Origin of the sequence: Amaricoccus sp. (assembly GCF_017993425.1) — a bacterium.
Classification (GTDB): Bacteria; Pseudomonadota; Alphaproteobacteria; order Rhodobacterales; family Rhodobacteraceae; genus Amaricoccus.
This window is the reverse complement of sequence record NZ_JAGOMQ010000016.1, coordinates 1-20,104: the sequence shown is the minus strand read 5'-3', so window position 1 is coordinate 20,104 and position 20,104 is coordinate 1. Positions and strand designations below refer to the sequence as shown.

Sequence of the window (20,104 nt, the reverse complement as noted above, 5' to 3'; positions counted from 1 at the left end):
GACCTTGGAGGGCGCGGTGAAGATTTTTTTCGCTCGTTTGAGAACAGCTGACTGGAAGTTTGGAGGGCTGACCTTCCTCGCTCCGATCGTTGTCATTATTGTGTTTAGTTTTTTCGATCTGGGAGACGATTACAGATCCGTCATGCCGCGCAAGCTTTCCCTCGTTGACATGGCGAATGACAATAAAATCTTCGTAGGAGACATCGCTGCTCGGCTGCGATTCTCGGTAGCAAGCGCAGGATTGTCGATAGCGTCATTTGTGGTCATCGTCGTGTCATCATTCTATTTCTCTACATACGTATTCCGCACGTGGTTTTACGGCCCAATCCTTGTGATCAGCGTGGCCGGGGTCGCAGGGTTCCTCGGTTGGTGGTCTGTCCAGTGGTCGGGCGATTTTCGACATCTCGTCGCGGACTGCGGCAGGCGCGGGCTCGAGGATTGCCCCCTCGACCGGGTGGCCGCGGCTGGGTCGCCATTGAGCAAGGGGGCGCTTGAAGGTGCTCAGGCGATCGTATCGGCAAATTGGGCGGCCGGTTTGGGTGCTGCGAGCGTGCTTTTCTGCCTGTTCCTCGTGTTGGCGGTCTCCGGGCCTTCGGACCTTCGGCCGTGCGGTTTGCGGCGAAGGCGGAGATGGTTCATGGCGAGCCTGATCATGGCCTCAGTCCTGCTGAGCTTTTCGGTGGGGGCTACGCGTGGATTTTATACCTGGTCGAGCATCTTCCATACGAAGGACGATGCTGCTGGACTGCTGTCGTTGGCCGATTCCGTGGGGATTTACTGGGGCAGCATGTTTACGGCGACTATCCTTCTGACCGGAGGCGCCGCCGCTGCGGGGATCATGAACGACATTCATCGCGTTGGATCCGGCGAAACCGGGACGAATCAAGAGTATGTGGAATGGCTAAAGCGAGAGGGACTCGACTCGCAGCCGCTTCAAGCGATTCTAGCGATAATCGTCGCGGCTGGTCCGCTTCTTTCGCCCCCTGCTCTCAATTTCATAACAGGAACTGGATAATCTTGATGGAGTTTGCGGATGTCCCGTTTCGTTTCAATTCTATTGATTGTATGCTTGCTTGGGTCTTGTACGCAACAATCCCGGCGATGGCTTCTAACGAAGCAGGTTGACGACGAATTCCGCATGCGGACAGGGTTTCTAGCAGATGAGGAAATTGATGAGGGGCCGGTGGGACCTGTCGCAGCTCGGTTGCTGCCCTATGCGCTCCTAGCTGAACAGGCAAAGTTCGACCATTACTATTTCAAGGGCGCCGATCTGGATCAGAGGATCATCTCCGATTACTGCGGGAGGAAGCGTCCTTGCGATGAGATGATCGTCGCCAGCAGCATACTGAGCGAGTGGAAGCTGATAGGTGCTTGGGAGGGTTGGGAAAACTTGTCGGAGAGGTTCAACCTTCGGTGCGCGAACAATCTCTGCGATCCATTGGACGGGTTGGCCGTGCAGGTCTGGATCAAAAGGCAGCCGCTCTGCGAAGAGGCCGTCCTCTCGTTTCGGGGCACCAAGGGAAACGTCGAGAATTGGCTCTCGAATTTCCATTGGCTCTCGCGGCACTTGGGCATCATAGATCAATACGATCAGGTTAGATACATAGCAAACGATCTAGTCGATTTAGTAAATAGCGAATGTGGTGAACGAAAGCCGCGTATAGCGGCTGTCGGACATTCTCTCGGAGGGGGCCTTGCGCAGCATGCAGCCTATCAGAACGCGGTGATCAGGCGGATTTACGGCTTCAATCCTACCATCGTAACTGGAAGCCTTGATTTCGGCCGACAGAAACTCAAGAAGGGTAAGGACGGGCTGGTCGTGGAGAGAGTTTATGAGAGCGGAGAAATACTCCAGTTTCCGCGGAGAGTAATGGGAAAGATAAATCCGATCAGTCGGTGCAACCCACGTACCGTAAACATCAGGTTTAATTTTGAACATGGCGGCGCATCAGATCAGCATCGCATTACGAACATGGCGCGACAACTCATCGAGGCGTCAGACTTCGAAGCGCCGAAGAAAGTTCCCATGGCGGATGAGCCTTGCAATACCGCGTCCCGTGCGAGTTCGGCCCGGCCCTGACGGAGCGTGGAGGTCGTCAGGGACGGCGGCTGACATCTGGGCGGCTCGGTCGCCTTGCCTGTAAGACCAAGCGTAGGCAGCAAGTGCTCGAAGCATCGCGCCGCCGTATTGCTTTCGCTTCTTGGTGTTGATGTCGGCGCGACGGCCTCATGGTCGCTTGAAGGCGCCGAGGGCGCGGGACCGACACGGTCTTGCCCGGCGGGCCGGGGTGCCGCATTCTCCCGGCGTCATCCCAGCCGGAAGGTTCGTCTCATGCGCGCCCTCGCCCTCGTCGCCGTCCTCGCGCTCCTGCCGCTGCCGGCGCTGGCCGACCTGCCCGATCTCGGGGGGCGGGAGGTCGTGGTGGTGACCGAGAACGCCTATCCCCCGTTGCAGTTCGTGGCCCCGGGGACCAGCGAGGCGATCGGCTGGGAATACGACGCCATGGCCGAGATCGCCAGGCGGCTGAACTTCGAGGTGAGATACGAGAACAGCTCCTGGGACGCGATGATCCCGGCGGTCTCCGCCGGGCAGTTCGACATCGGCATGACCGGGATCACCATCCGCGACGACCGGGCGACGCAGGTCGACTTCTCCGACCCCTACCTGCGCTCGGAGATGTTCATGCTCGCCCGCGCCGACGAGACGCGGTTCAGCGACGCCGGCAGCTTCATGCATTTCGAGGAGGGGCGCGTCGCGGCGCAGCCGGGGACGACGCCGTTCTACGTCGCGGTCTACGACCTCCTCGACGGCAACGAGGCCAACCCGCGGATCAGCTTCTTCGAGACCTTCGGAGCGGGGCTGCAGGCGCTCCTCGCCGGCGACGTCGACCTCGTGCTGACCGACGGGGTGGCGGCGCAGGGCTACGTCAAGGCCAACGAGGGCAAGCTCAAGATCATCGGCGAGCCGCTCGGGGCCGAGGATTTCGGCTTCATCTTCCCCAAGGGCTCGGACCTCGTCGCGCCGGTCAACGCGGCGATCGCCGGGATGAAGGCGGACGGCACGCTCGACGCCCTCAGCCAGAAGTGGTTCGTCGACTACCAGATGGGCCGGTAGCTGGCCGCGGTTCCTCCCGGGGGGCCGGCCCGCGAGTTCCCGTGGTGGCTGGCCGTCGCCGCGGCGATCGGGCTGTGGCTGGCGGCGGCGATCGCCCGCGACCCGGTCTATGCGGCGATCGCGGCGACGCTGTGGAAGGGCGTCGGGATCACCGTGATGGTGACGCTCGTGGCCTTCGCCGCCGCCTCTGCCTTCGGGCTCCTGCTGGCGGTGGCGCTGCTGTCGGGGTCGCGGGTCTTGCGGCAGGCGGCGCGCTTCTACGTCGAGATCGTGCGCGGGGTGCCGATCATCGTGCTCCTGCTCTACGTGGCTTTCGTCGCGGCGCCGGCGCTGGTGGCCGGGTGGAACGCCGTCGCCGGGCCGCTGGGGCTCGGGCCTCTGCAGACGCGGGACCTGCCGCTCCTGTGGCGGGCGGTGGCGGCGCTCGCCATCGGCTATTCGGCCTTCCTCGCGGAGGTGTTCCGGGCGGGGATCCAGTCGGTGGACCCGGGGCAAGTGGAGGCGGCGAAGTCGCTGGGGCTGACCGGCTGGCTGCGCTTCCGGCTGGTGGTGTTCCCGCAGGCCTTCCGCACCGTGCTGCCGCCGCTCGGCAACGACTTCGTGGCGCTGGTGAAGGACAGCTCGCTGGTCTCGGTGCTGGGGGTGGCGGACGTGACCCAACTGGGCAAGATCTACGCCTCCGGCTCGTTCCGGTTCTTCGAGACCTACAACGTGGTGGCGTTCTTCTACCTCGTGATGACGATCGGCCTGTCGCTCACGCTCAGGGCGCTGGAGCGGCGGCTGCGGGCGAAGGACGGGCGGCGGTAGGGGGCCGGACCGACCACGGCGTATGGTCACCGGAACTGTTCCTCAAGATGCAAGCATCGTTTACAAGGCCCGGCCGACGGCCGAGGATTGCCCCGTCGTCGCGAAAGTCTTCACCGACTTCAAAATATGAAGCCATGAGACAAAATTAGCCAAACCGATTTCTCCCGGGCGTCGGCTTGGTGCAATAGAATACCAACAACACGATCCATCCTATGATCGGAAGGATCATCATCAGCAACCACCAACCCGTTCTGTCGATATCGTGAAGCCTCCTGGCAGACACGGCGAGACCCGGGAGAAAAATTACCAAGGAAATCATAAGGCCAACAACGCCGATGGATTCCGGAGAGCTACCTATACTAGCATCAATTATACTTGAAATTATAGAAATCAGCCATGTGAACAGCGTAAAATACCAGAACTCAGAACGGGATGCTCGACCGGCAAAGGTTGCGTATTGTGAGAAGCCGCTGCTGATGGCTTCGGCGAAGCCCATCGGGCGCGCCTCGCCTCCACTCGTGGGTGGGAAGCCGCCGGCCATCTCGGCAGCCTTCTCCGAGCCGCCCCACCTTGCCGCCGCAGGCAGCGGTGGAGGAAGCGAGGATGCCGCATCGGCGGCCGGGCTCTGGTGGAGGGGAATCCAGTCCTGGAGACCGCTCCTCCAGACAAGCGCGTCAACCGAAAGCCTCGAGTCGCGAACCAGCCGGCGGATTTCGTCGATGGAAACGGGTCCCAGACGTTGACCCGCGTCGACGTAATACCACTGCTCGACGTCGCTCATAGCAAACCCATTGACGCAGGCCCCTCTCCGCTGCCGCGACCAATAGGGGCGTGGCGGGAGGCATTCTGCCTATCATTCTTGAAGAAGCATTCCATCTCGCCGCATTTTGGTCAACCGTGGCGAAGGTCGGGGCTGGGGTTGCTAGCCGGCTTGGCCGCACGCTACCAAGACGAGGAAGGGCGGGTCTGCGGACTTCGCCGGGCGGGGAGGCGGCATGGGCGAGCGGGTGGTTCTCTGCTACGGCGACAGCAACACGCATGGCACCGCGCCGATGGCGCGGTTGACGGATCTCGGGCGGCTCGCGCCGGGGGAGCGGTGGCCGGGGGTGCTGGCGGCGGAGTTGGGCGCGGGGTGGCGCGTCGTCGAGGAGGGGCTGCCGGGACGGACCACGGTGCATCCCGACCCGGTCTCGGGCGTCCACAAGAGCGGGATCGCGGTGCTGCCGGCGATCCTAGAGAGCCATCGGCCGGTCGACGTGGTCGTGCTGATGCTCGGGACCAACGACCTCAAGGCGCGGTTCCACGTTCCGGCGGTGGAGATCGCGGCCTCGGTGGAGCGGTTGGTGCTCGCGGTGCGGCAGAGCTTCTGCGGGCCCGAGGAGGCGGCGCCGGCGGTGCTGCTGGTCGCGCCGCCGCCGGTGCTGGAGGCGGGGTGCCTCGCGGAGATCTTCGAGGGCGGGGCGGCGAAGTCGGGGCGGCTCGCGGGATACTACGCTTCGGTGGCGCGGCGGCACGGGGCGGCGTTCCTCGATGCGGGGGAGGTGATCGCCTCGAGTCCGCTCGACGGGGTGCATTTCGACGCCGCCGAGCACGGCAAGCTCGGGCGGGCCGTCGCGGCGGCGCTCGGGGCGATGACGCTCCGGGGCGGCGCCGGGCCGTCCGCTCCGGGGTCTTGAGATGCGCAAGGTTCCGATCGCCGGGCGATTCCGCCCGGTCGGGCGATGCTCCAGGGGGAGGCGGACATGCTGAAGGGGATCGACCCGATCCTGAACGCGGAGGTGCTGGGGGCGCTGCGGGCCATGGGCCACGGCGATGACCTGATCCTCGCCGACACCAACTTCCCGGCCGACGCGCTGGCGCGGCGGACGACGCTGGGCCGGCTCCTGCGGATCGACGCGCCGGCGGCGCGGGTGGCGCGGGCGGTGCTGTCGGTCTACCCGCTCGACACCTTCGTCGACGACGCCGCGGCGCGGATGGAGGTGGTGGGCGAGCCCGCGACTTTGCTGCCGGTGGCGGCGGAGGTGCAGGCCGAGGTCGACGCCGCGGAGGGGCGGGCCTGGCCGCTGGTCGGGGTGGAGCGCTATGCGTTCTACGAGCGGGCGAAGGCGGCCTATGCGGTGATCCAGACGGGGGAGCGGCGCTTCTACGGCTGCTTCGCCTTCCGCAAGGGCGTGGTTGCGCCGGAGGACTGAGACATGGCCAAGCCGGTGGTGATCCTCGGGGTGTTCGTGGCCGACACCTCGTACCGGGCGGCGCGGATGCCGCGGATGGGCGAGACGATCCTCGGCGAGCGCTTCGTGCTCGGGCCGGGCGGCAAGGCCTCGAACCAGGCGGTGGCGGCGGCGCGGCTCGGGGCGGAGACGCACCTGATCACCCGGCTGGGGAACGACGCCTTCGCGGAGATGGCCTTGGCGACCTGGGCCGAGGCCGGGGTGACGCCGGCGGCGATCCGGGATGCGGAGAGCTATACGGGCGCCGCGTTCATCTTCGTCTCGGCGGAGACGGGCGACAACGCGATCATCATCGCGCCGGGGGCCGGGGGGCGGATCGGGCCCGCGGACATCGACGCGCAGGCGGACCTGATCCGGCGGGCGAGCGTCTTCGTGACCCAGCTCGAGCAGCCGCTGCCGGCGGCGGCGCGGGCGCTTCTCGTCGCGCGCAAGGCGGGGGTGCGGACGATCCTGAACCCGGCCCCGGCGCAGGCGCTTGGGGACGACCTGCTCGGGCTCTGCGACGTGCTGACGCCGAACGAGACCGAGATCGAGGAGCTGACCGGGATCGCGGTCGCCTCCGACGACGCGGCGCGGCGGGCGGCGGACGCGCTGCTGGCGCGCGGGGTCGGCGCCGTGGTGGTGACGCTGGGCGCGCGGGGCGCGCTCTACCACGACCGCGAGCGGTCGGTGGTGGCGCCGTCGCTGAGCGCGGGGCCGGTGGTGGAGACGACCGGCGCCGGCGACGCCTTCAACGGCGGGTTCGCCGCGGAGCTGGCGCGGGGCGCGGACCCGGTCGAGGCGGTGCGCTTCGGCTGCGCGGTGGCGGGGATCTCGGTGACGCGGCCGGGGACGGCGCCGTCGATGCCGACGCGCGCCGAGGTCGAGGCGCTGCTGGCGCGGTGAGGCCGGGGGTGACGCCGAGGTGATACGGGCCTTCGTCTCGATCGCGCCGCCGGAGGAGGCAGTGGCGGCGCTCGTCGCGGCGCAGGCCGGGATGCCGGCAGGGCGGCTCGTCGAGGCGGAGAGCCTGCACCTGACACTCGCCTTCCTCGGCGAGCGGCCGGAGACGGAGATCGAGGACGTCCACTACGCGCTGTCGGCGATCCGCAGCACGGTGCTGCGTATCCGCTTCGCCGGGCTCGGACTTTTCGAGCAGGGGCGGAGTCGGGTGGTGGTGGCCGAGGCGACGCCGGACGAGGCGCTGACCCGGCTGCGCGACAAGGTGACGCAGGCGGCGCGGCGGGCGGGGGTGCCGCTCGACCGCGAGCGTTGGCGGCCGCACGTGACGCTCGCCCGGCTGCACGGCGCGCCGACGCCGGAGGAGCTGGAGCGGCTGCGCGCCTTCGTGGCGCGGGGGGCGCGGTTCGCGGCGGGGCCGTTTCAGGTGTCGGCGTTCGAGCTGACCCGCTCGCGGCTGGGGCGGGCGGGGGCGGCCTACGAGACGATGGCGGTCTATCCGCTGTGGCCGGAGGAGCCGCGGTAGGGGGGCGGATTCGAGGCTTTTGCGTCCGGTCAGCGCAGCGGCTTGGAACGGCAGGATTTTTTGAGGCTGGAACGCGGCTGGAATCGGGCTGGAATCCGGCTTGCCACTTTTTCACGAACGGTTAGGGCCGCCGGTTCCGAATTCGGCGAGCCGTAGAGGCGGCGACGTGCTCGCGCGGGGGGACGCTTTGGGCTAGGGTAGTCGAAGGATTGTGATGCGCGCGAAGCGAGGGGTGCTTGGCGGAATTTCAACTGAAGGACTTCGCTCCGGGGGACGAGGATCGGGCCAGGTTCCGGCAGAGCCCCTTTGGCTCGGTGATGGGACAGGCCGCGGTGTTCGTCGGCCTGCTGATCTTCATCATCGGCGGCCTGACCCTGCTCGTCACCAAACTTGCCGAACCGCTCAGGCAGCTATACGGAAGTCTGGCCGCAAGCGTGGGACCTGTCTGGAGCGTGCTGCTGCTCGCCGCCGTGCCCGCGACAGTCTTCGGTCTGGTCTTTTGGTTCAGCGCGCGGCCCGCCCTGCGGCAGGCGCGCGCAGAGCGGCGCGCGGCGGCGCTGGCGTTCGAGCCGGTGCCCGAGCCGCCGAAGTCGGCGTTCCGGCTGACGCCCTACGGACCAGGCGACCGCGACATCTACAATCGCCTCGACAGGCAGGAGCAGGAGGTGCTGGCGTGGGTTCGGGACACGCCCGGCTCAGTGCTCTACCTGTCCGGCGACAGCGGCGTCGGAAAGTCGTCGGTGATCGCCGCGTCGTTGGTCCCGAGCTTGACCGGAGCGGGGTGGGCGATCGTCCAGACACGCGCCTACGGCGACGCGACCGACCGGCTGTCGCAGGAGCTGCGCGCGCGGAGCGATCTTTTTCCCCGGCCGCCCGACCCCGGCGTGCCGATCCGCGATTTGCTGGCTACGCTCGGCGACCGGCGCCGCAAGGCGGGCAAAGGACCGCTGCTGGTGATCCTCGACCAGTTCGAGGAGGTGCTGATCCTTGCCGACCCGGAGAAGGCCGACCCGTTCCTGGAGCTCGTCGAGGATCTGGCGCGTCGGCCGCTGACCGGGGTCAAGCTGCTGCTGGTCTATCGGTCGGACTACGAGACCGAGATCTTCAAGCTGCGGCTCCCTGCGCCGGTCGTCGGGGCCAACGCTTTCCGGCTCGGCCGCTACAATCGTCGCGAGGCCGAGCAGTTTCTCAAGTCCGGCGGGCGGCTGCCGGCGGAGGAGGCGCGGGAGGGCATGTTCGGCGGCCTCGACCGGATCGAGGGCGTCCCGGGCCTCTACCGGCAGATCACCCTGAACATGGTCGGCCTGTTCCTGGAGCGGATGAGCGATCGGTTGACCCGCGACCCCGACACGCTGATCCAAGGGTATCTCGACAGCTGCATTCGGGAGGGCGAGCCGTCGGTGGCCGCGGCCCGGCGGCGGGTGCTCGACACGCTGGTGAGCGACGCCGGCACCAAGGAGCCACGCCGCGAGCGGGAGATCGTCGAGCTGACCGGGCTGCCCGAATACCAGGTGCAGGCGATCCTGTACGGGCTCGCCGAAAAGGGGCTGGTTCGGGCGCTCGACGGCCAAGAGCGCACGTGGGAGTTGGCGCACGACTTCCTCGCCGCGCTGCTGGGCCGGGCCGTCGCGCGCGTGAGGCCGACGCTTTGGTCGAGGATCAAGCCGGCGATCGGGCCGCTGGCGGTCGCCGGGTGGCTCGGCATCGTCCTGCTCGGGCTGCCCTGGTGGCAGGCGCGGTCGATAGAGCACGCGCGGGGCGTCATCGAGGCGGCCGCGGGCTCGATCCATCGCTACGGCAACACTCTGGAGGTGCAGTTCGACGGTGACCGGCTATTGGATTGCTCTGAGGCCCGGCCCGATTGGGATCGGGTGTTCCGGGCGACGGCCCAGCTCCCTCATGTGGAGGAGATCCAGTTTGTCGGCTGGAGACGGAATCCTTGTCGATTTCCGACGCAGGAGGAGATCTGGTCCGGCGTCTCTCGGCTGCCGGCGCTAAGAAGCCTCAATCTCCGCAACACGGGGATCACGTCGCTTGCGGACATGCCGACGCTGCCGGCGTTGGCAAGCCTCAATCTCAACGGCACGGGGATCACGTCGCTTGCGGACATGCCGGCGCTGCCGGCGTTGGCAAGCCTCTATCTCAGCGGCACGGGGATCACGTCGCTCGCGGACATGCCGGCGCTGCCGGCGTTGGCAAGCCTTGATCTCAGCGGCACGGGGATCACGTCGCTCGCGGACATGCCGGCGCTGCCGGCGTTGGCAAGCCTCGATCTCTACGGTACGGGGATCACGTCGCTTGCGGACATGCCGACGCTGCCGGCGTTGGCAAGCCTCAATCTCAACGGCACGGGGATCACGTCGCTTGCGGACATGCCGGCGCTGCCGGCGTTGGCAAGCCTCGATCTCAGCGGCACGGGGATCACGTCGCTCGCGGACATGCCGGCGCTGCCGGCGTTGGCAAGCCTCGATCTCAGCGGCACGGGGATCACGTCGCTTGCGGGCATGCCGGCGCTGCCGGCGTTGGCAAGCCTCAATCTCAACGGCACGGGGATCACGTCGCTTGCGGGCATGCCGGCGCTGCCGGCGTTGGCGAGCCTCGATCTCAGCAACACAGGGATTACGTCGCTTGCGGAAATGCCGGCGCTGCCCAAACTGGCGAGACTGAACCTTGACGACATGTATGCGTGGCGAGGATCGCTCGAAGGAGTTGAGGCGCTTCCGAAACTCACATTCATCAGCCTTTGCCGCACCGAAGTGATTGGCCTCGGTCGGCTTGAGGCTCGAGATCCTGTGCCAGAGGTCTACCAGTGCCGCTGAGCATCGCGTCGCCGGTGGCGCGCAGCCGGGCCTGCGAGGTTGCCAGGAGCGGCACCCCCGGTCACGCCCGCTCGACGTACTCCATCGTCTCTGTGGAGACGACGATCGCCTCGCCCTCGCCGACGAAGGGCGGGATCATCACGCGGACGCCGTTGTCGAGGATCGCCGGCTTGAACGAGTTGGCGGCGGTCTGGCCCTTCACGGCGGGCTCGGTCTCGACCACGGTGCAGGTCACCTTGTCGGGGAGCATGGCGTTCAGCGCCTCGTCCTCGTAGTACTCGACCTGGATCGTCATGCCGTCCTGCAGGAACGGGCGGCGGTCGCCGAAGATGTCGGCGGGGATCGTCACCTGCTCGAAGGTCTCGGCGTCCATGAAGTGCAGGAGGCCGTCGCTCTCATAGAGGAACTGCTGGTCCTTCTGGTCGAGGCGGACGCGCTCGACCTTGTCCGCCGAGCGGAAGCGCTCGTTGAGCTTGCGGCCGTCGCGGATGTTCTTGAGCTCGACCTGCGCGAAGGCGCCGCCCTTGCCGGGCTTCACGTGCGAGACCTTGACCGCGACCCAGAGGCCGCCGTCGTGGTCGAGGATGTAGCCCGGGCGGATTTCGTTGCCGTTGATCTTGGGCATGGCGCGCGTCCGTTCAGTCCTGTGCGTTCAGTTTTCCGAAATTTGTCGCCGCTATAGGTGCTTGGTCAGGCGCTGGCAAGTTGCCCGCCGAAGATCCGGGCGAAGCGGCCGCGGCATTTTGCGCGGCCCGGGGGGCTTCGGATCGTTTTTCCGGAAAGAGCAGGCATGATCAGTGATCGCGTCCCGGACGCGCTCGGCCGCGCGTTGGCGCGCCGCGGATACCAGACCCTCACGCCGGTGCAGCGCGCCGTGCTGGAGGCGGCGCCGCCCGGGCGGGACATGCTCGTCTCGGCGCCGACGGGCTCCGGCAAGACCGTCGCCTTCGGGCTGGCGCTGGCCGGGAGCCTGCTCGACGGCGCGGGCCGGGCGATCCTCGGCGGGGCGCCGCGGGCGCTGGTGGTGACGCCGACGCGCGAGCTCGCCCAGCAGGTGGCGGGGGAGCTCGCCTGGCTCTACGGCGAGGCGGGGGCGCGGGTGGCGTGCTGCGTGGGCGGGACCGACCTGCGCGCCGAGCGGGCGCGGCTCGCCGCCGGCTGCGAGGTGGTGGTCGGCTCGCCGGGGCGTCTGCGCGACCATGCCGGGCGGCGGGCGCTGGAGCTCGGCGGCCTCGCCTGCGTGGTGCTCGACGAGGCGGACGACATGCTGCAGATGGGCTTCCGCGAGGACCTCGACTTCCTGATGGCGGCGGCGGGGCCGGAGCGGCGGACGCTGATGTTCTCGGCGACGCTGGGGCCGCGGATCGAGGCGCTGGCCGCGCAGTACCAGCGCGAGGCGGCGCGGATCGACGCGGGCGAGGTCGCGGCGGGGGGCGAGATCCGGTTCGAGGCGGCGGCGGTGGCGGCGGCCGACCGGGCGGCGGCGGTGGCGAACCTGCTGCGCTTCCACGAGGCGGCCGGCGCGATGGTGTTCTGCGCCCGCCGCGACGGGGTGGCGGAGCTGGCCGGCTGGCTCGGGCAGCGCGGGTTCCGGGTGGTGGCGCTGTCGGGCGACCTCGCGCCGCGCGAGCGGGCGGCGGCGGTGGCGGCCTTGCGCGAGGGGCGGGCGCGGGTCTGCGTGGCGACGGATCTGGCGGCGCGGGGGCTCGATCTGCCGGGGGTGGAACTGGTCATCCATGCCGACCTGCCGGCGAGCGCGGCGGCGCTGACGCATCGCTCGGGGCGGACGGGGCGGGCGGGGCGGGGCGGGCACGCGTTGCTGCTCGCGCCGCCGTCGTCGCGGCGGCGGGCGGCGATGCTGGCGGCGCGGGCGGGGGTGGCGCTCGACTGGGTGGCGGTTCCCGACGCCGAGGCGATCCTCGCCCGCGACGAGGCGCGGCTGATGGCCGACGCAGTGCTGGTCGAGCCGGCGGCGGCGGCGGAGCGCGACGCGGCGGCGCGGCTCCTCGCGGCGCACGACCCGGAGCGGGTGGCGGTGGCGTTCCTGCGCGAGCGGGCGCGTGCCCGGCCGGCGCCGGAGGCGCTCGGCGGCGGCGGGGCGGGGGCGGAGCGCGTGTGGTTCGCCATCGACCGCGGGCGGGCGGCGGGCGTGGAGGCGGGCGGGCTGGTGCGGCTGATCTGCCGGCTGGGCGGCGTCGACCGGGCCGCGGTCGGGCGCATCCGGGTGCGCGAGCACGAGACCGCCTTCGAGATCGCCGCCGGCGCGGCCGAACGCTTCGCCGCCGCGGCGGCCCGGGCGGCGCGCGGCGCGGCGGTGGCGATCCGCCGCTCCGGCCCGGGAGGCGGGTAGCGGCGCCACGGGCGCGCGCCGGCGACCTGGCTGGCGCGGCTCCTTGAGGCCCCCGGTCGGGGTTCCTGTCAGTGGCGAGGCGTTTGGCGGCGCGGGGGCGGAGCCTCCCGCGCCGTCCGTCGTTCCGGGGTTCAGGCTCGCCCGGCGGAGGTGGCGCCCTTTGCTGGGCCGCCGGCGCGTGGCCGCCGCGCCGTGCGTCGTTCCGGGGTTCAGGCTCGCGCCGGGGCGCGGGCGCGGATATGCTCGGGGCCGCCGGCGCGGGGCCGGGTGGGGGAGCGGATGCGGCTCGCGGATCTCGACGTGCTCGTCGTCGGCAACCCGCCGCCGGGGTTCGGCGGGCGCTACTTCATCCTCGTCAAGCTGACCACCGCCTGCGGGATCGTCGGCTGGGGCGAGGTCTACGCCGCGACGGTGGGGCCGGCGGCGATGCGGGCGGTGATCGCCGACGTCTTCGCGCGGCACATGGCGGGCGAGAGCCCCGAGAACGTCGAGCTGATGTTCCGCCGGGTCTATTCCGCCGGGTTCAGCCAGCGCCCCGATCCGACGGTGATGGGGGCCTTCTCCGGGCTGGAGATCGCCTGCTGGGACATCGTCGGCAAGGCGCGGGAGCGGTCGGTCCATGCGCTCTGGGGCGGGCGGCTGCGCGACCGGCTTCGGGCCTACACCTATCTCTATCCGGGCGAGGGGCAGGATCCGGCTGGGTTCTACAACGACCCGGACGCCTCGGCCGAGGCCGCGGCGGCGCTGGTGGAGCGCGACGGCTTCACCGCGGTGAAGTTCGATCCGGCAGGCCCCTATACCATCCATGGCGGGCGGCAGCCGGCGCTGGCCGAGCTCGACCGCTCCGAGGCGTTCTGCCGGGCGGTGCGGGCGGCGGTCGGCGACCGGGCGGACCTGCTCTTCGGCACGCATGGCCAGTTCACCACCTCGGGCGCGATCCGGCTGGCGCGGAGGATCGAGGCCTACGACCCCCTGTGGTTCGAGGAGCCGGTCCCGCCGGACAACCCGCTGGAGATGGGGCGGGTGGCGGCGGCGGTGCGGATGCCGGTGGCGGCAGGCGAGCGGCTGACCACGAAGCAGGAGTTCGCGGCGCTGCTGCGCGCGGGCGGCGCCGGGATCCTGCAGCCGAGCCTCGGGCGGGTCGGGGGCCTTCTGGAGGCGCGCAAGATCGCGGCGATGGCGGAGGGGTTCAACGCCCAGGTGGCGCCGCATCTCTATGCCGGGCCGGTCGCTTGGGCGGCCGGGGCGCAGCTCGCGGCCTCGATCCCGAACTTCCTGCTGCTGGAGACGATCCTGACCGGCGGCGGCTTCCATGCGGCGCTGGTCGGCGGGGCCTGGGACTGGGACGACGGCTACGTGCGGCTGCCCGACCGGCCGGGGATCGGGGTGGAGGTCGACGAGGCGGTGGCGGCGGCGCATCCCTGGACGGGCGAGCGGCTGCATCTGGAAATGAGCGCGGAGGAGGCCGACCCCCGGGGCTCCCGGTTCGGCGGCGGGTGAGCGTTCCCGCGGAAATATTTGATCCGCGCGGAAATACGCTCTCCGTCCGATCCGCTCGCCCTTGACGGCCGGGGGGCCGGCGCTCGATCGGGGGCCCGCGCCTGCTCTGCCCGCCATCTCCCGCGCCCGGCCGCAGGTCTGCCGTGCGCTCGCGCGCGCCTATTCCGCCGGGCTCGGCGCGCCGCGGGCGAGGCGCGCGGAGAGCTCCTCCCAGGCGGCGTTGATGGCGGCGAGGCGGGCGTTGGCGAGGGTGACGCTCTCGCGCGGCAGGCCGCGGGCGACCAGCCGGTCGGGATGATTCTCCCGCACCAGCCGGCGCCAGCGGGCGCGCGCCTCGGCGAGGTCGGCGTCGCGGGGGATGCCGAGCACCTGCCAGGGGTCGCGCGAGGCGTCGCCGGTGCGCCGCGCCTCGACGCAGGCGAAGACCGCCTCGGAGATGCCGAAGATCTCGGCGACGCGGGCGAGGAAGGCGCGCTCCTCGTCGTGGTAGCCGCCGTCGGCGACGGCGACGTAGAAGAGCCCCTCGAGGATGTCCTCGAGCATCCGCGGCTGGCGGCGGAACATCCGGGCGATGCGCCCGGCATAGGCGTCGAAGCCGGCGACGTCCTGGCGGGCGAGGTTGAAGACGCGCGCGGCGGCGGCCTCGTCCTCCGGCGCGATCTGGAAGACCTGGCGGAAGGCGCGCACCTCGGCGACGTTCACCTGCCCGTCGGCCTTGGCCATCTTGGCCCCGAGGCAGACGATGGCGATGGTGAAGGCGACGCTCTTCTCCGGGCGCACGTCGCGGCGGTCGAAGAGCGCGATCAGCCCCTCGCCGCGGGCGACGACGGCGCTGGCGAGATCGGCGAGGCGTTTCCAGATCGACATGCGCCGAGCCTAGCAACCGGCGCGGCGGCGGAGAACGGCGAAAACGACGTCGGCGCGTCATCCGCCCGGTCGCCTCGTCCCGAGCCCCCCGCCGTCTCCCCGCGCTCGTCGGGGGCGATCGCCCGGGATCAGAGCAGGCGCTGGAGCAGGACGAGGTCGAACCAGCGCTCGAACTTGCGGCCGGCCTCGGGGATGCGGCCGACGATGCGGAAGCCCTCGCGCTCGTGGAAGGCGACGGCGGCCGGATTCTCGCCGGAGACCGCGGCGACCAGCGAATGCACGCCGCTCGCCCGGGCGATCCCGACCAGCCGGCCGAGAAGCCGCGGCCCGAGGCCCTTTCCTGTGGCGCCCTCGGCGAGGATGATCGTGTGCTCCATCGTGTGGGCGTAGCCGACGCCGCTGCGGAACTGCGCGTAGGTGGCGAAGCCGGCGAGCCTCCCCTCCGCCTCCGCGACGAGCCAGGGATGGCCGTCCGCGGCGCGCCCCGCCATCATGGCGCGGACCTCGTCGGCGCCGCGCGGCACCTCGTTGAAGGTGGCGACGCTCGACAGGATCACCGGGTTCCAGATCGCCGCGATGGCGTCGGCGTCCTTGGGGCGGGCGTCGCGGATGGTCGGCACGGGCGGCGGGCTCCGGGCTCCGGGGGGCTCCGGCGAAGGTATCGCGCGCAAGGTGGCGGGCAAGCGGGATCCCGCGGCGACCGGCCGGCTTGCGCGGGCCCGCGGGGCGTGGTCACTGGGCACGCGGGACCGACGGAGAGGCGCGGCGTGGCCTGGGACTTCTGGATCGACCGGGGCGGCACCTTCACCGACATCGTCGCGCGCGACCCCGAGGGCGCTCTGCACCGGACGAAGCTCCTCTCCGAGAACCCCGGCCGCTACCGCGACGCGGCGCTTCAGGGCATCCGCGACTTCCTCGGTCTCGGCCCGGAGGCGCCCATCCCCGCCGACCGCGTCGCCAGCGTCAAGATGGGCACCACCGTCGCCACCAACGCCCTTCTCGAGCGCAAGGGCGACCCGGTCGTCCTCGTCACCACGCAGGGCCTCGGCGAGCAGCTGCGCCTCGCCTACCAGAACCGCCCCCGCCTCTTCGACCGCCACATCGTGCTCCCGGACATGCTGCATTCCCGCACCATCGAGGCCCGCGAGCGCGTCCGCGCCGACGGCACGGTCGAGACCCCCCTCGATGAGCCGCATCTCGCGGCCGAGCTCGCCGCCGCCCGCGCGGCCGGCTTCGATGCCTGCGCCGTCGTCCTCGTCCACGGCTACCGCCACCGCGCCCACGAGGCCCGCGCCGCCGCGCTCGCCCGCGCCGCCGGCTTCGCCCAGGTCTCCGTCAGCCACGAGGTCTCGCCGCTGATGAAGATGGTCAGCCGCGGCGACACCACCGTGGTCGACGCCTACCTGACCCCGATCCTGCGCCGCTACGTCGACCGGGTGGCCGCCGCCTTCGACGGCGACATGACCGGCAAGCTCCTGTTCATGCAGTCCTCCGGCGGCCTTACCGACGCGCGCCGCTTCCAGGGCAAGGACGCCGTGCTCTCCGGCCCGGCGGGCGGCGTCGTCGGCGCGGTCCGCACCAGCCAGATCGCCGGCCAGCACGCCATCGTCGGCTTCGACATGGGCGGCACCTCCACGGACGTCTGCCACTTCGCCGGCGAGCTCGAGCGCGTGCTCTCCACCGAGATCGCCGGCGTCCGCATCACGGCGCCGATGATGATGATCCACACCGTCGCGGCCGGCGGCGGCAGCCTGCTCACCTTCGACGGCGCCCGGATGCGCGTCGGCCCCGAGAGCGCCGGCGCCGACCCCGGCCCCGCCTGCTACGGCCGCGGCGGCCCGCTCGCGGTGACCGACGCCAACGTCGCCACCGGCCGCCTCCGCCCGGAGTTCTTCCCCGCCATCTTCGGCCCCGACGGCGACATGGCCCTCGACCTCCGCACCACGCGCGAGAAGTTCGAGACGCTCGCCGCCGCCGTCGGCAAGCCGGTCGAGGAGGTCGCCGAGGGCTTCCTGCGCATCGCCGTCGAGAACATGGCCAACGCCATCAAGAAGATCAGCGTCCAGCGCGGCCACGACGTCACCGAGCATTGCCTGACCGTCTTCGGCGGCGCCGGCGCCCAGCACGCCTGCGCCATCGCCGACACGCTGGGGATGCGGACCTGCCTCGTCCACCCGATGGCCTCGCTGCTCTCCGCCTACGGCATGGGCCTCGCCGATATCCGCGCCGCCCGGGTCGAGGCGGTCGAGGCCGGACTCGACGACGCCTCCCGCCTCGCCGCCGCGGCGCGGCTCGACGGGCTCGGCGTCGTCGTCCTCGGCGAGGTCGAGGCCCAGGGCGTGCCGGAACGCGCCATCCGCCTGACCCAGCGCGTCCACCTGAAGGTGAAGGGAACCGACGCCGCCCTCGCCGTCCCCTTCGGGACCGAGGCGGCGATGCGCGCCGCCTTCGCCGAGGCCCACCGCGCCCGCTTCGGCTTCGAGCCGGGCGCCGCGCTCGTCATCCACGCCGTCGAGGTCGAGGCCGTCGGCGAGGCCGCCGACCTCAGCGAGCCCGAACGCGCGGAGACCGAGCGCCCCGAGGACGCCTACGAGGTCGCGCTCACCGCCCCGGTCTGGCTCCACGGCGGCTGGACCGACGCTCGCTTCGTCCGCCGCGGCGCCCTCGCCCCCGGCGACCGGGTCAGCGGCCCGGCCGTGATCGTCGAGGACCACACCTCGATCCTCGTCGAGCCCGGCTGGCGGGCGCGCGTCACCGGCCGCGACCACGTGCTGGTCGAGCGCGTCGCCCCCCGCGCCGAACGCGCCATCGGCGCCGACGCCGACCCGGCGCTGCTCGAGGTCTTCAACAACCTCTACATGTCGATCGCCGAGCAGATGGGCGCGGTGCTCGAGAACACCGCCGCCTCCGTCACCATCAAGGAACGGCTCGACTTCTCCTGCGCCGTCTTCGACGCCGCCGGCAACCTGATCGCCAACGCCCCGCACATGCCGGTCCACCTCGGCTCGATGGGCGCGAGCGTGAAGGCGATCGTCGCGCAGAACCCCGACATGCGCCCCGGCGACGCCTTCGCGCTGAACGCCCCCTACAACGGCGGCACCCACCTGCCCGACATCACCGTCGTCGCGCCCGTCTGGGACGACACGGGCGCCCGCGTCCTCTTCTTCACCGCGGCCCGCGGCCACCACACCGACGTCGGCGGCCTCACCCCCGGCTCGATGCCGCCCGACAGCCGCACCATCCACGACGAGGGCGCCTATATCGACAACTGGAAGCTGGTCGAGGCCGGCCGCTTCCGCGCGGAGGAGACGCGCGACCTCCTCCTCTCCGGCGACTGGCCGGCCCGCGCCCCGGAGACCAACCTCGCCGACCTGCGCGCCCAGGTCGCCGCCTGCGCCAAGGGCGCGGCCGAGCTCCGGCGCATGGTCGACCATTTCGGCCTCGGCGTGGTCGAGGCCTACATGGCCCATGTCCAGGACAATGCCGAGGAGAGCGTCCGCCGCGCCATCGAGGCGCTGCACGACGCCGAGGTCGTCTATCCGATGGACGACGCGGTAGACGGCACGAAGCGCGAGATCCGCGTCCGCGTCACCGTCGACACGGCGGCGCGCACCGCCCGCATCGACTTCACCGGCACGACGGCGCAGCTCGCCACCAACTACAACGCCCCCGAGCCGGTGACGCGGGCGGCGGTGCTCTACGTGTTCCGCTGCCTCGTGGACGCCGACATCCCGATGAACGAGGGCGTGATGAAGCCGCTCGACGTGGTGCTGCCGCGCGGCACCATGCTGTCGCCGGACTACCCCGCCGCGGTGATCGCCGGCAACGTCGAGACCAGCCAGGCGGTGACCTCGGCGCTCTTCCTCGCCCTCGGCGTGCAGGCGGCGGCGCAGTCCACCATGAACAACACCACCTGGGGCGACGAGAACCGCCAGTACTACGAGACCGTCTGCGGCGGAACCGGCGCCGGCGTCCTCTCCGACGGCGCCGGCCACCCGGGCACGAGCGGCGTCCATTCCCACATGACCAACTCGCGCCTGACCGACCCGGAGGTGCTGGAATGGCGCTACCCGGTGGTGCTCGACGAATTCCGCATCCGCCCCGGCTCCGGCGGCGCCGGCCGCTTCCGCGGCGGCGACGGGGTGACGCGGCGCATCCGGTTCCTCGAGCCGATGACGCTCGCCATCCTCGCCGGCCACCGCACCGTGCCGCCCCCCGGCCTCGCCGGCGGCGGTCCCGGCGAGGTCGGCCGCGCCCGCATCCTGCGCGCCGACGGGCGGGAGGAGGCGCTGGGCGCCGCCGACCGCCGCGAGGTCGGCCCGGGCGACGTCTGGGTGCTGGAGACCCCGGGAGGCGGCGGCTATGGCGAGCCCTGAGAATCCGCCCGGGAAGCCGGTGGTGACGATCCGCTACTGCCGCCTCTGCGGCTGGCTGCTGCGCGCCGCCTGGCTGGCGCAGGAGCTGCTCTCCACCTTCTCCGAGGAGCTCGGCGGCGTGCTCCTCGAGCCGGGCACGGGCGGCGTCTTCGAGATCGAGGTCGCCGGCCGGCTCGTCTGGGAGCGCAAGCGCGACGCCGGCTTCCCCGGCGCGGCCGAGCTGAAGCGCCGCGTCCGCGACGCGGCCTTCCCGGAGCGCGAGCTGGGGCACATGGAACGCAAGGACCCCGCGCCCTGAGCTGCCTCGGCCGACGCGATTCCGGCGGTGATTTCTTCGCGGGGGAGGCCGCGCCTACACGATTCTTGCTCTCTCGCGAGGCTGTTGGACGAGCCCGGGCAGATGCGAACGGGCGACATCTCGACCATGCTTGTTCGCGCGCAAATAGGGTCAGGACCCATTAAGGGGATTCCCTGATCAGGGTATTTGTGATTCATTCTGGGAAAAGGAGCAGTCCCATGAGTGATCGCTTTTGGCTGACCGCCGAAGAGGTGGCGCTGTTGTCTCCGCTTTTCC

17 protein-coding genes are annotated in these 20,104 nt (G+C 70.5%); 13 read left to right on the top strand and 4 right to left on the bottom strand.

From position 1 onward, the window contains the following. Positions 1-16: 16 nt before the first annotated feature. The 4 genes from KBB57_RS09440 to KBB57_RS09425 all read left to right on the top strand — a co-directional run bounded on the left by KBB57_RS09440 (position 17) and on the right by KBB57_RS09425 (position 3,922). Positions 17-1,015, top strand: a complete 999-nt coding sequence (locus tag KBB57_RS09440; RefSeq protein ID WP_290749116.1) for a hypothetical protein — start codon at positions 17-19, stop codon at positions 1,013-1,015. Between the two features lie 123 nt (positions 1,016-1,138). Beyond that, complete coding sequence (locus KBB57_RS09435; RefSeq protein ID WP_290749113.1) at positions 1,139-2,080, top strand: hypothetical protein; 942 nt, start codon at positions 1,139-1,141, stop codon at positions 2,078-2,080. A 252-nt stretch (positions 2,081-2,332) separates the two neighbouring features. Then, a complete protein-coding gene (locus KBB57_RS09430; protein WP_290749112.1) occupies positions 2,333-3,115 on the top strand; it encodes a transporter substrate-binding domain-containing protein in 783 nt (260 codons plus the stop codon). Then, positions 3,116-3,922 carry an amino acid ABC transporter permease gene (locus KBB57_RS09425; RefSeq protein WP_290749248.1) on the top strand — a complete coding sequence of 269 codons (807 nt, stop codon included), beginning with the start codon at positions 3,116-3,118 and terminating at the stop codon, positions 3,920-3,922. A 145-nt stretch (positions 3,923-4,067) separates the two neighbouring features. Here KBB57_RS09425 and KBB57_RS09420 read toward each other — a convergent pair whose 3' ends face one another. Further along, positions 4,068-4,703 (bottom strand): DUF805 domain-containing protein, encoded by a 636-nt coding sequence (locus KBB57_RS09420; protein WP_290749109.1) that lies wholly within the window; start codon positions 4,701-4,703, stop codon positions 4,068-4,070. Positions 4,704-4,917: 214 nt separating this feature from the next. Here KBB57_RS09420 and KBB57_RS09415 point away from each other — a divergent pair, with 214 nt between their 5' ends. The 5 genes from KBB57_RS09415 to KBB57_RS09395 all read left to right on the top strand — a co-directional run bounded on the left by KBB57_RS09415 (position 4,918) and on the right by KBB57_RS09395 (position 10,437). Then, positions 4,918-5,598, top strand: a complete 681-nt coding sequence (locus tag KBB57_RS09415; protein WP_290749106.1) for an SGNH/GDSL hydrolase family protein — start codon at positions 4,918-4,920, stop codon at positions 5,596-5,598. 66 nt (positions 5,599-5,664) lie between these two features. Beyond that, positions 5,665-6,114, top strand: a complete 450-nt coding sequence (locus KBB57_RS09410; protein ID WP_290749103.1) for an RbsD/FucU domain-containing protein — start codon at positions 5,665-5,667, stop codon at positions 6,112-6,114. A gap of 3 nt (positions 6,115-6,117) precedes the next feature. Continuing rightward, positions 6,118-7,038: a ribokinase gene (rbsK, locus tag KBB57_RS09405; RefSeq protein WP_290749100.1), complete on the top strand. Its 921-nt coding sequence runs from the start codon at positions 6,118-6,120 to the stop codon at positions 7,036-7,038. A gap of 19 nt (positions 7,039-7,057) precedes the next feature. Further along, entirely contained in the window at positions 7,058-7,618 is a 561-nt protein-coding gene (gene thpR / locus KBB57_RS09400) for an RNA 2',3'-cyclic phosphodiesterase (protein WP_290749098.1), read from the top strand. A gap of 236 nt (positions 7,619-7,854) precedes the next feature. Next, positions 7,855-10,437 carry a hypothetical protein gene (locus tag KBB57_RS09395; RefSeq protein WP_290749096.1) on the top strand — a complete coding sequence of 861 codons (2,583 nt, stop codon included), beginning with the start codon at positions 7,855-7,857 and terminating at the stop codon, positions 10,435-10,437. Positions 10,438-10,498: 61 nt separating this feature from the next. On the opposite strand, the gene efp is transcribed toward KBB57_RS09395, so the two are convergent. Next, a complete protein-coding gene (gene efp / locus KBB57_RS09390; protein ID WP_290749093.1) occupies positions 10,499-11,062 on the bottom strand; it encodes an elongation factor P in 564 nt (187 codons plus the stop codon). 165 nt (positions 11,063-11,227) lie between these two features. Between efp and KBB57_RS09385 the strand changes: the two genes are divergently transcribed. Continuing rightward, on the top strand, positions 11,228-12,787 hold the full coding sequence (locus KBB57_RS09385) for a DEAD/DEAH box helicase (protein ID WP_290749090.1): 1,560 nt from the start codon (positions 11,228-11,230) through the stop codon (positions 12,785-12,787). A gap of 279 nt (positions 12,788-13,066) precedes the next feature. After that, positions 13,067-14,287: a mandelate racemase/muconate lactonizing enzyme family protein gene (locus KBB57_RS09380; protein WP_290749087.1), complete on the top strand. Its 1,221-nt coding sequence runs from the start codon at positions 13,067-13,069 to the stop codon at positions 14,285-14,287. 159 nt (positions 14,288-14,446) lie between these two features. Here the strand turns inward: KBB57_RS09380 and KBB57_RS09375 are convergent, their stop codons facing one another. Together KBB57_RS09375 and KBB57_RS09370 are read right to left on the bottom strand one after the other, a co-directional pair. Further along, a complete protein-coding gene (locus tag KBB57_RS09375; protein ID WP_290749084.1) occupies positions 14,447-15,154 on the bottom strand; it encodes a molecular chaperone DjiA in 708 nt (235 codons plus the stop codon). Between the two features lie 128 nt (positions 15,155-15,282). Next, positions 15,283-15,774 carry a GNAT family N-acetyltransferase gene (locus tag KBB57_RS09370; protein ID WP_290749082.1) on the bottom strand — a complete coding sequence of 164 codons (492 nt, stop codon included), beginning with the start codon at positions 15,772-15,774 and terminating at the stop codon, positions 15,283-15,285. Positions 15,775-15,921: 147 nt separating this feature from the next. On the opposite strand from KBB57_RS09370, the gene KBB57_RS09365 reads away from it, so the two are divergent. Together KBB57_RS09365 and KBB57_RS09360 are read left to right on the top strand one after the other, a co-directional pair. Then, positions 15,922-19,530 carry a hydantoinase B/oxoprolinase family protein gene (locus KBB57_RS09365; protein WP_290749080.1) on the top strand — a complete coding sequence of 1,203 codons (3,609 nt, stop codon included), beginning with the start codon at positions 15,922-15,924 and terminating at the stop codon, positions 19,528-19,530. Then, a complete protein-coding gene (locus KBB57_RS09360; protein WP_290749077.1) occupies positions 19,517-19,828 on the top strand; it encodes a SelT/SelW/SelH family protein in 312 nt (103 codons plus the stop codon). The genes KBB57_RS09365 and KBB57_RS09360 overlap by 14 nt, the downstream gene beginning before the upstream one ends. Positions 19,829-20,104 lie beyond the last annotated feature (276 nt).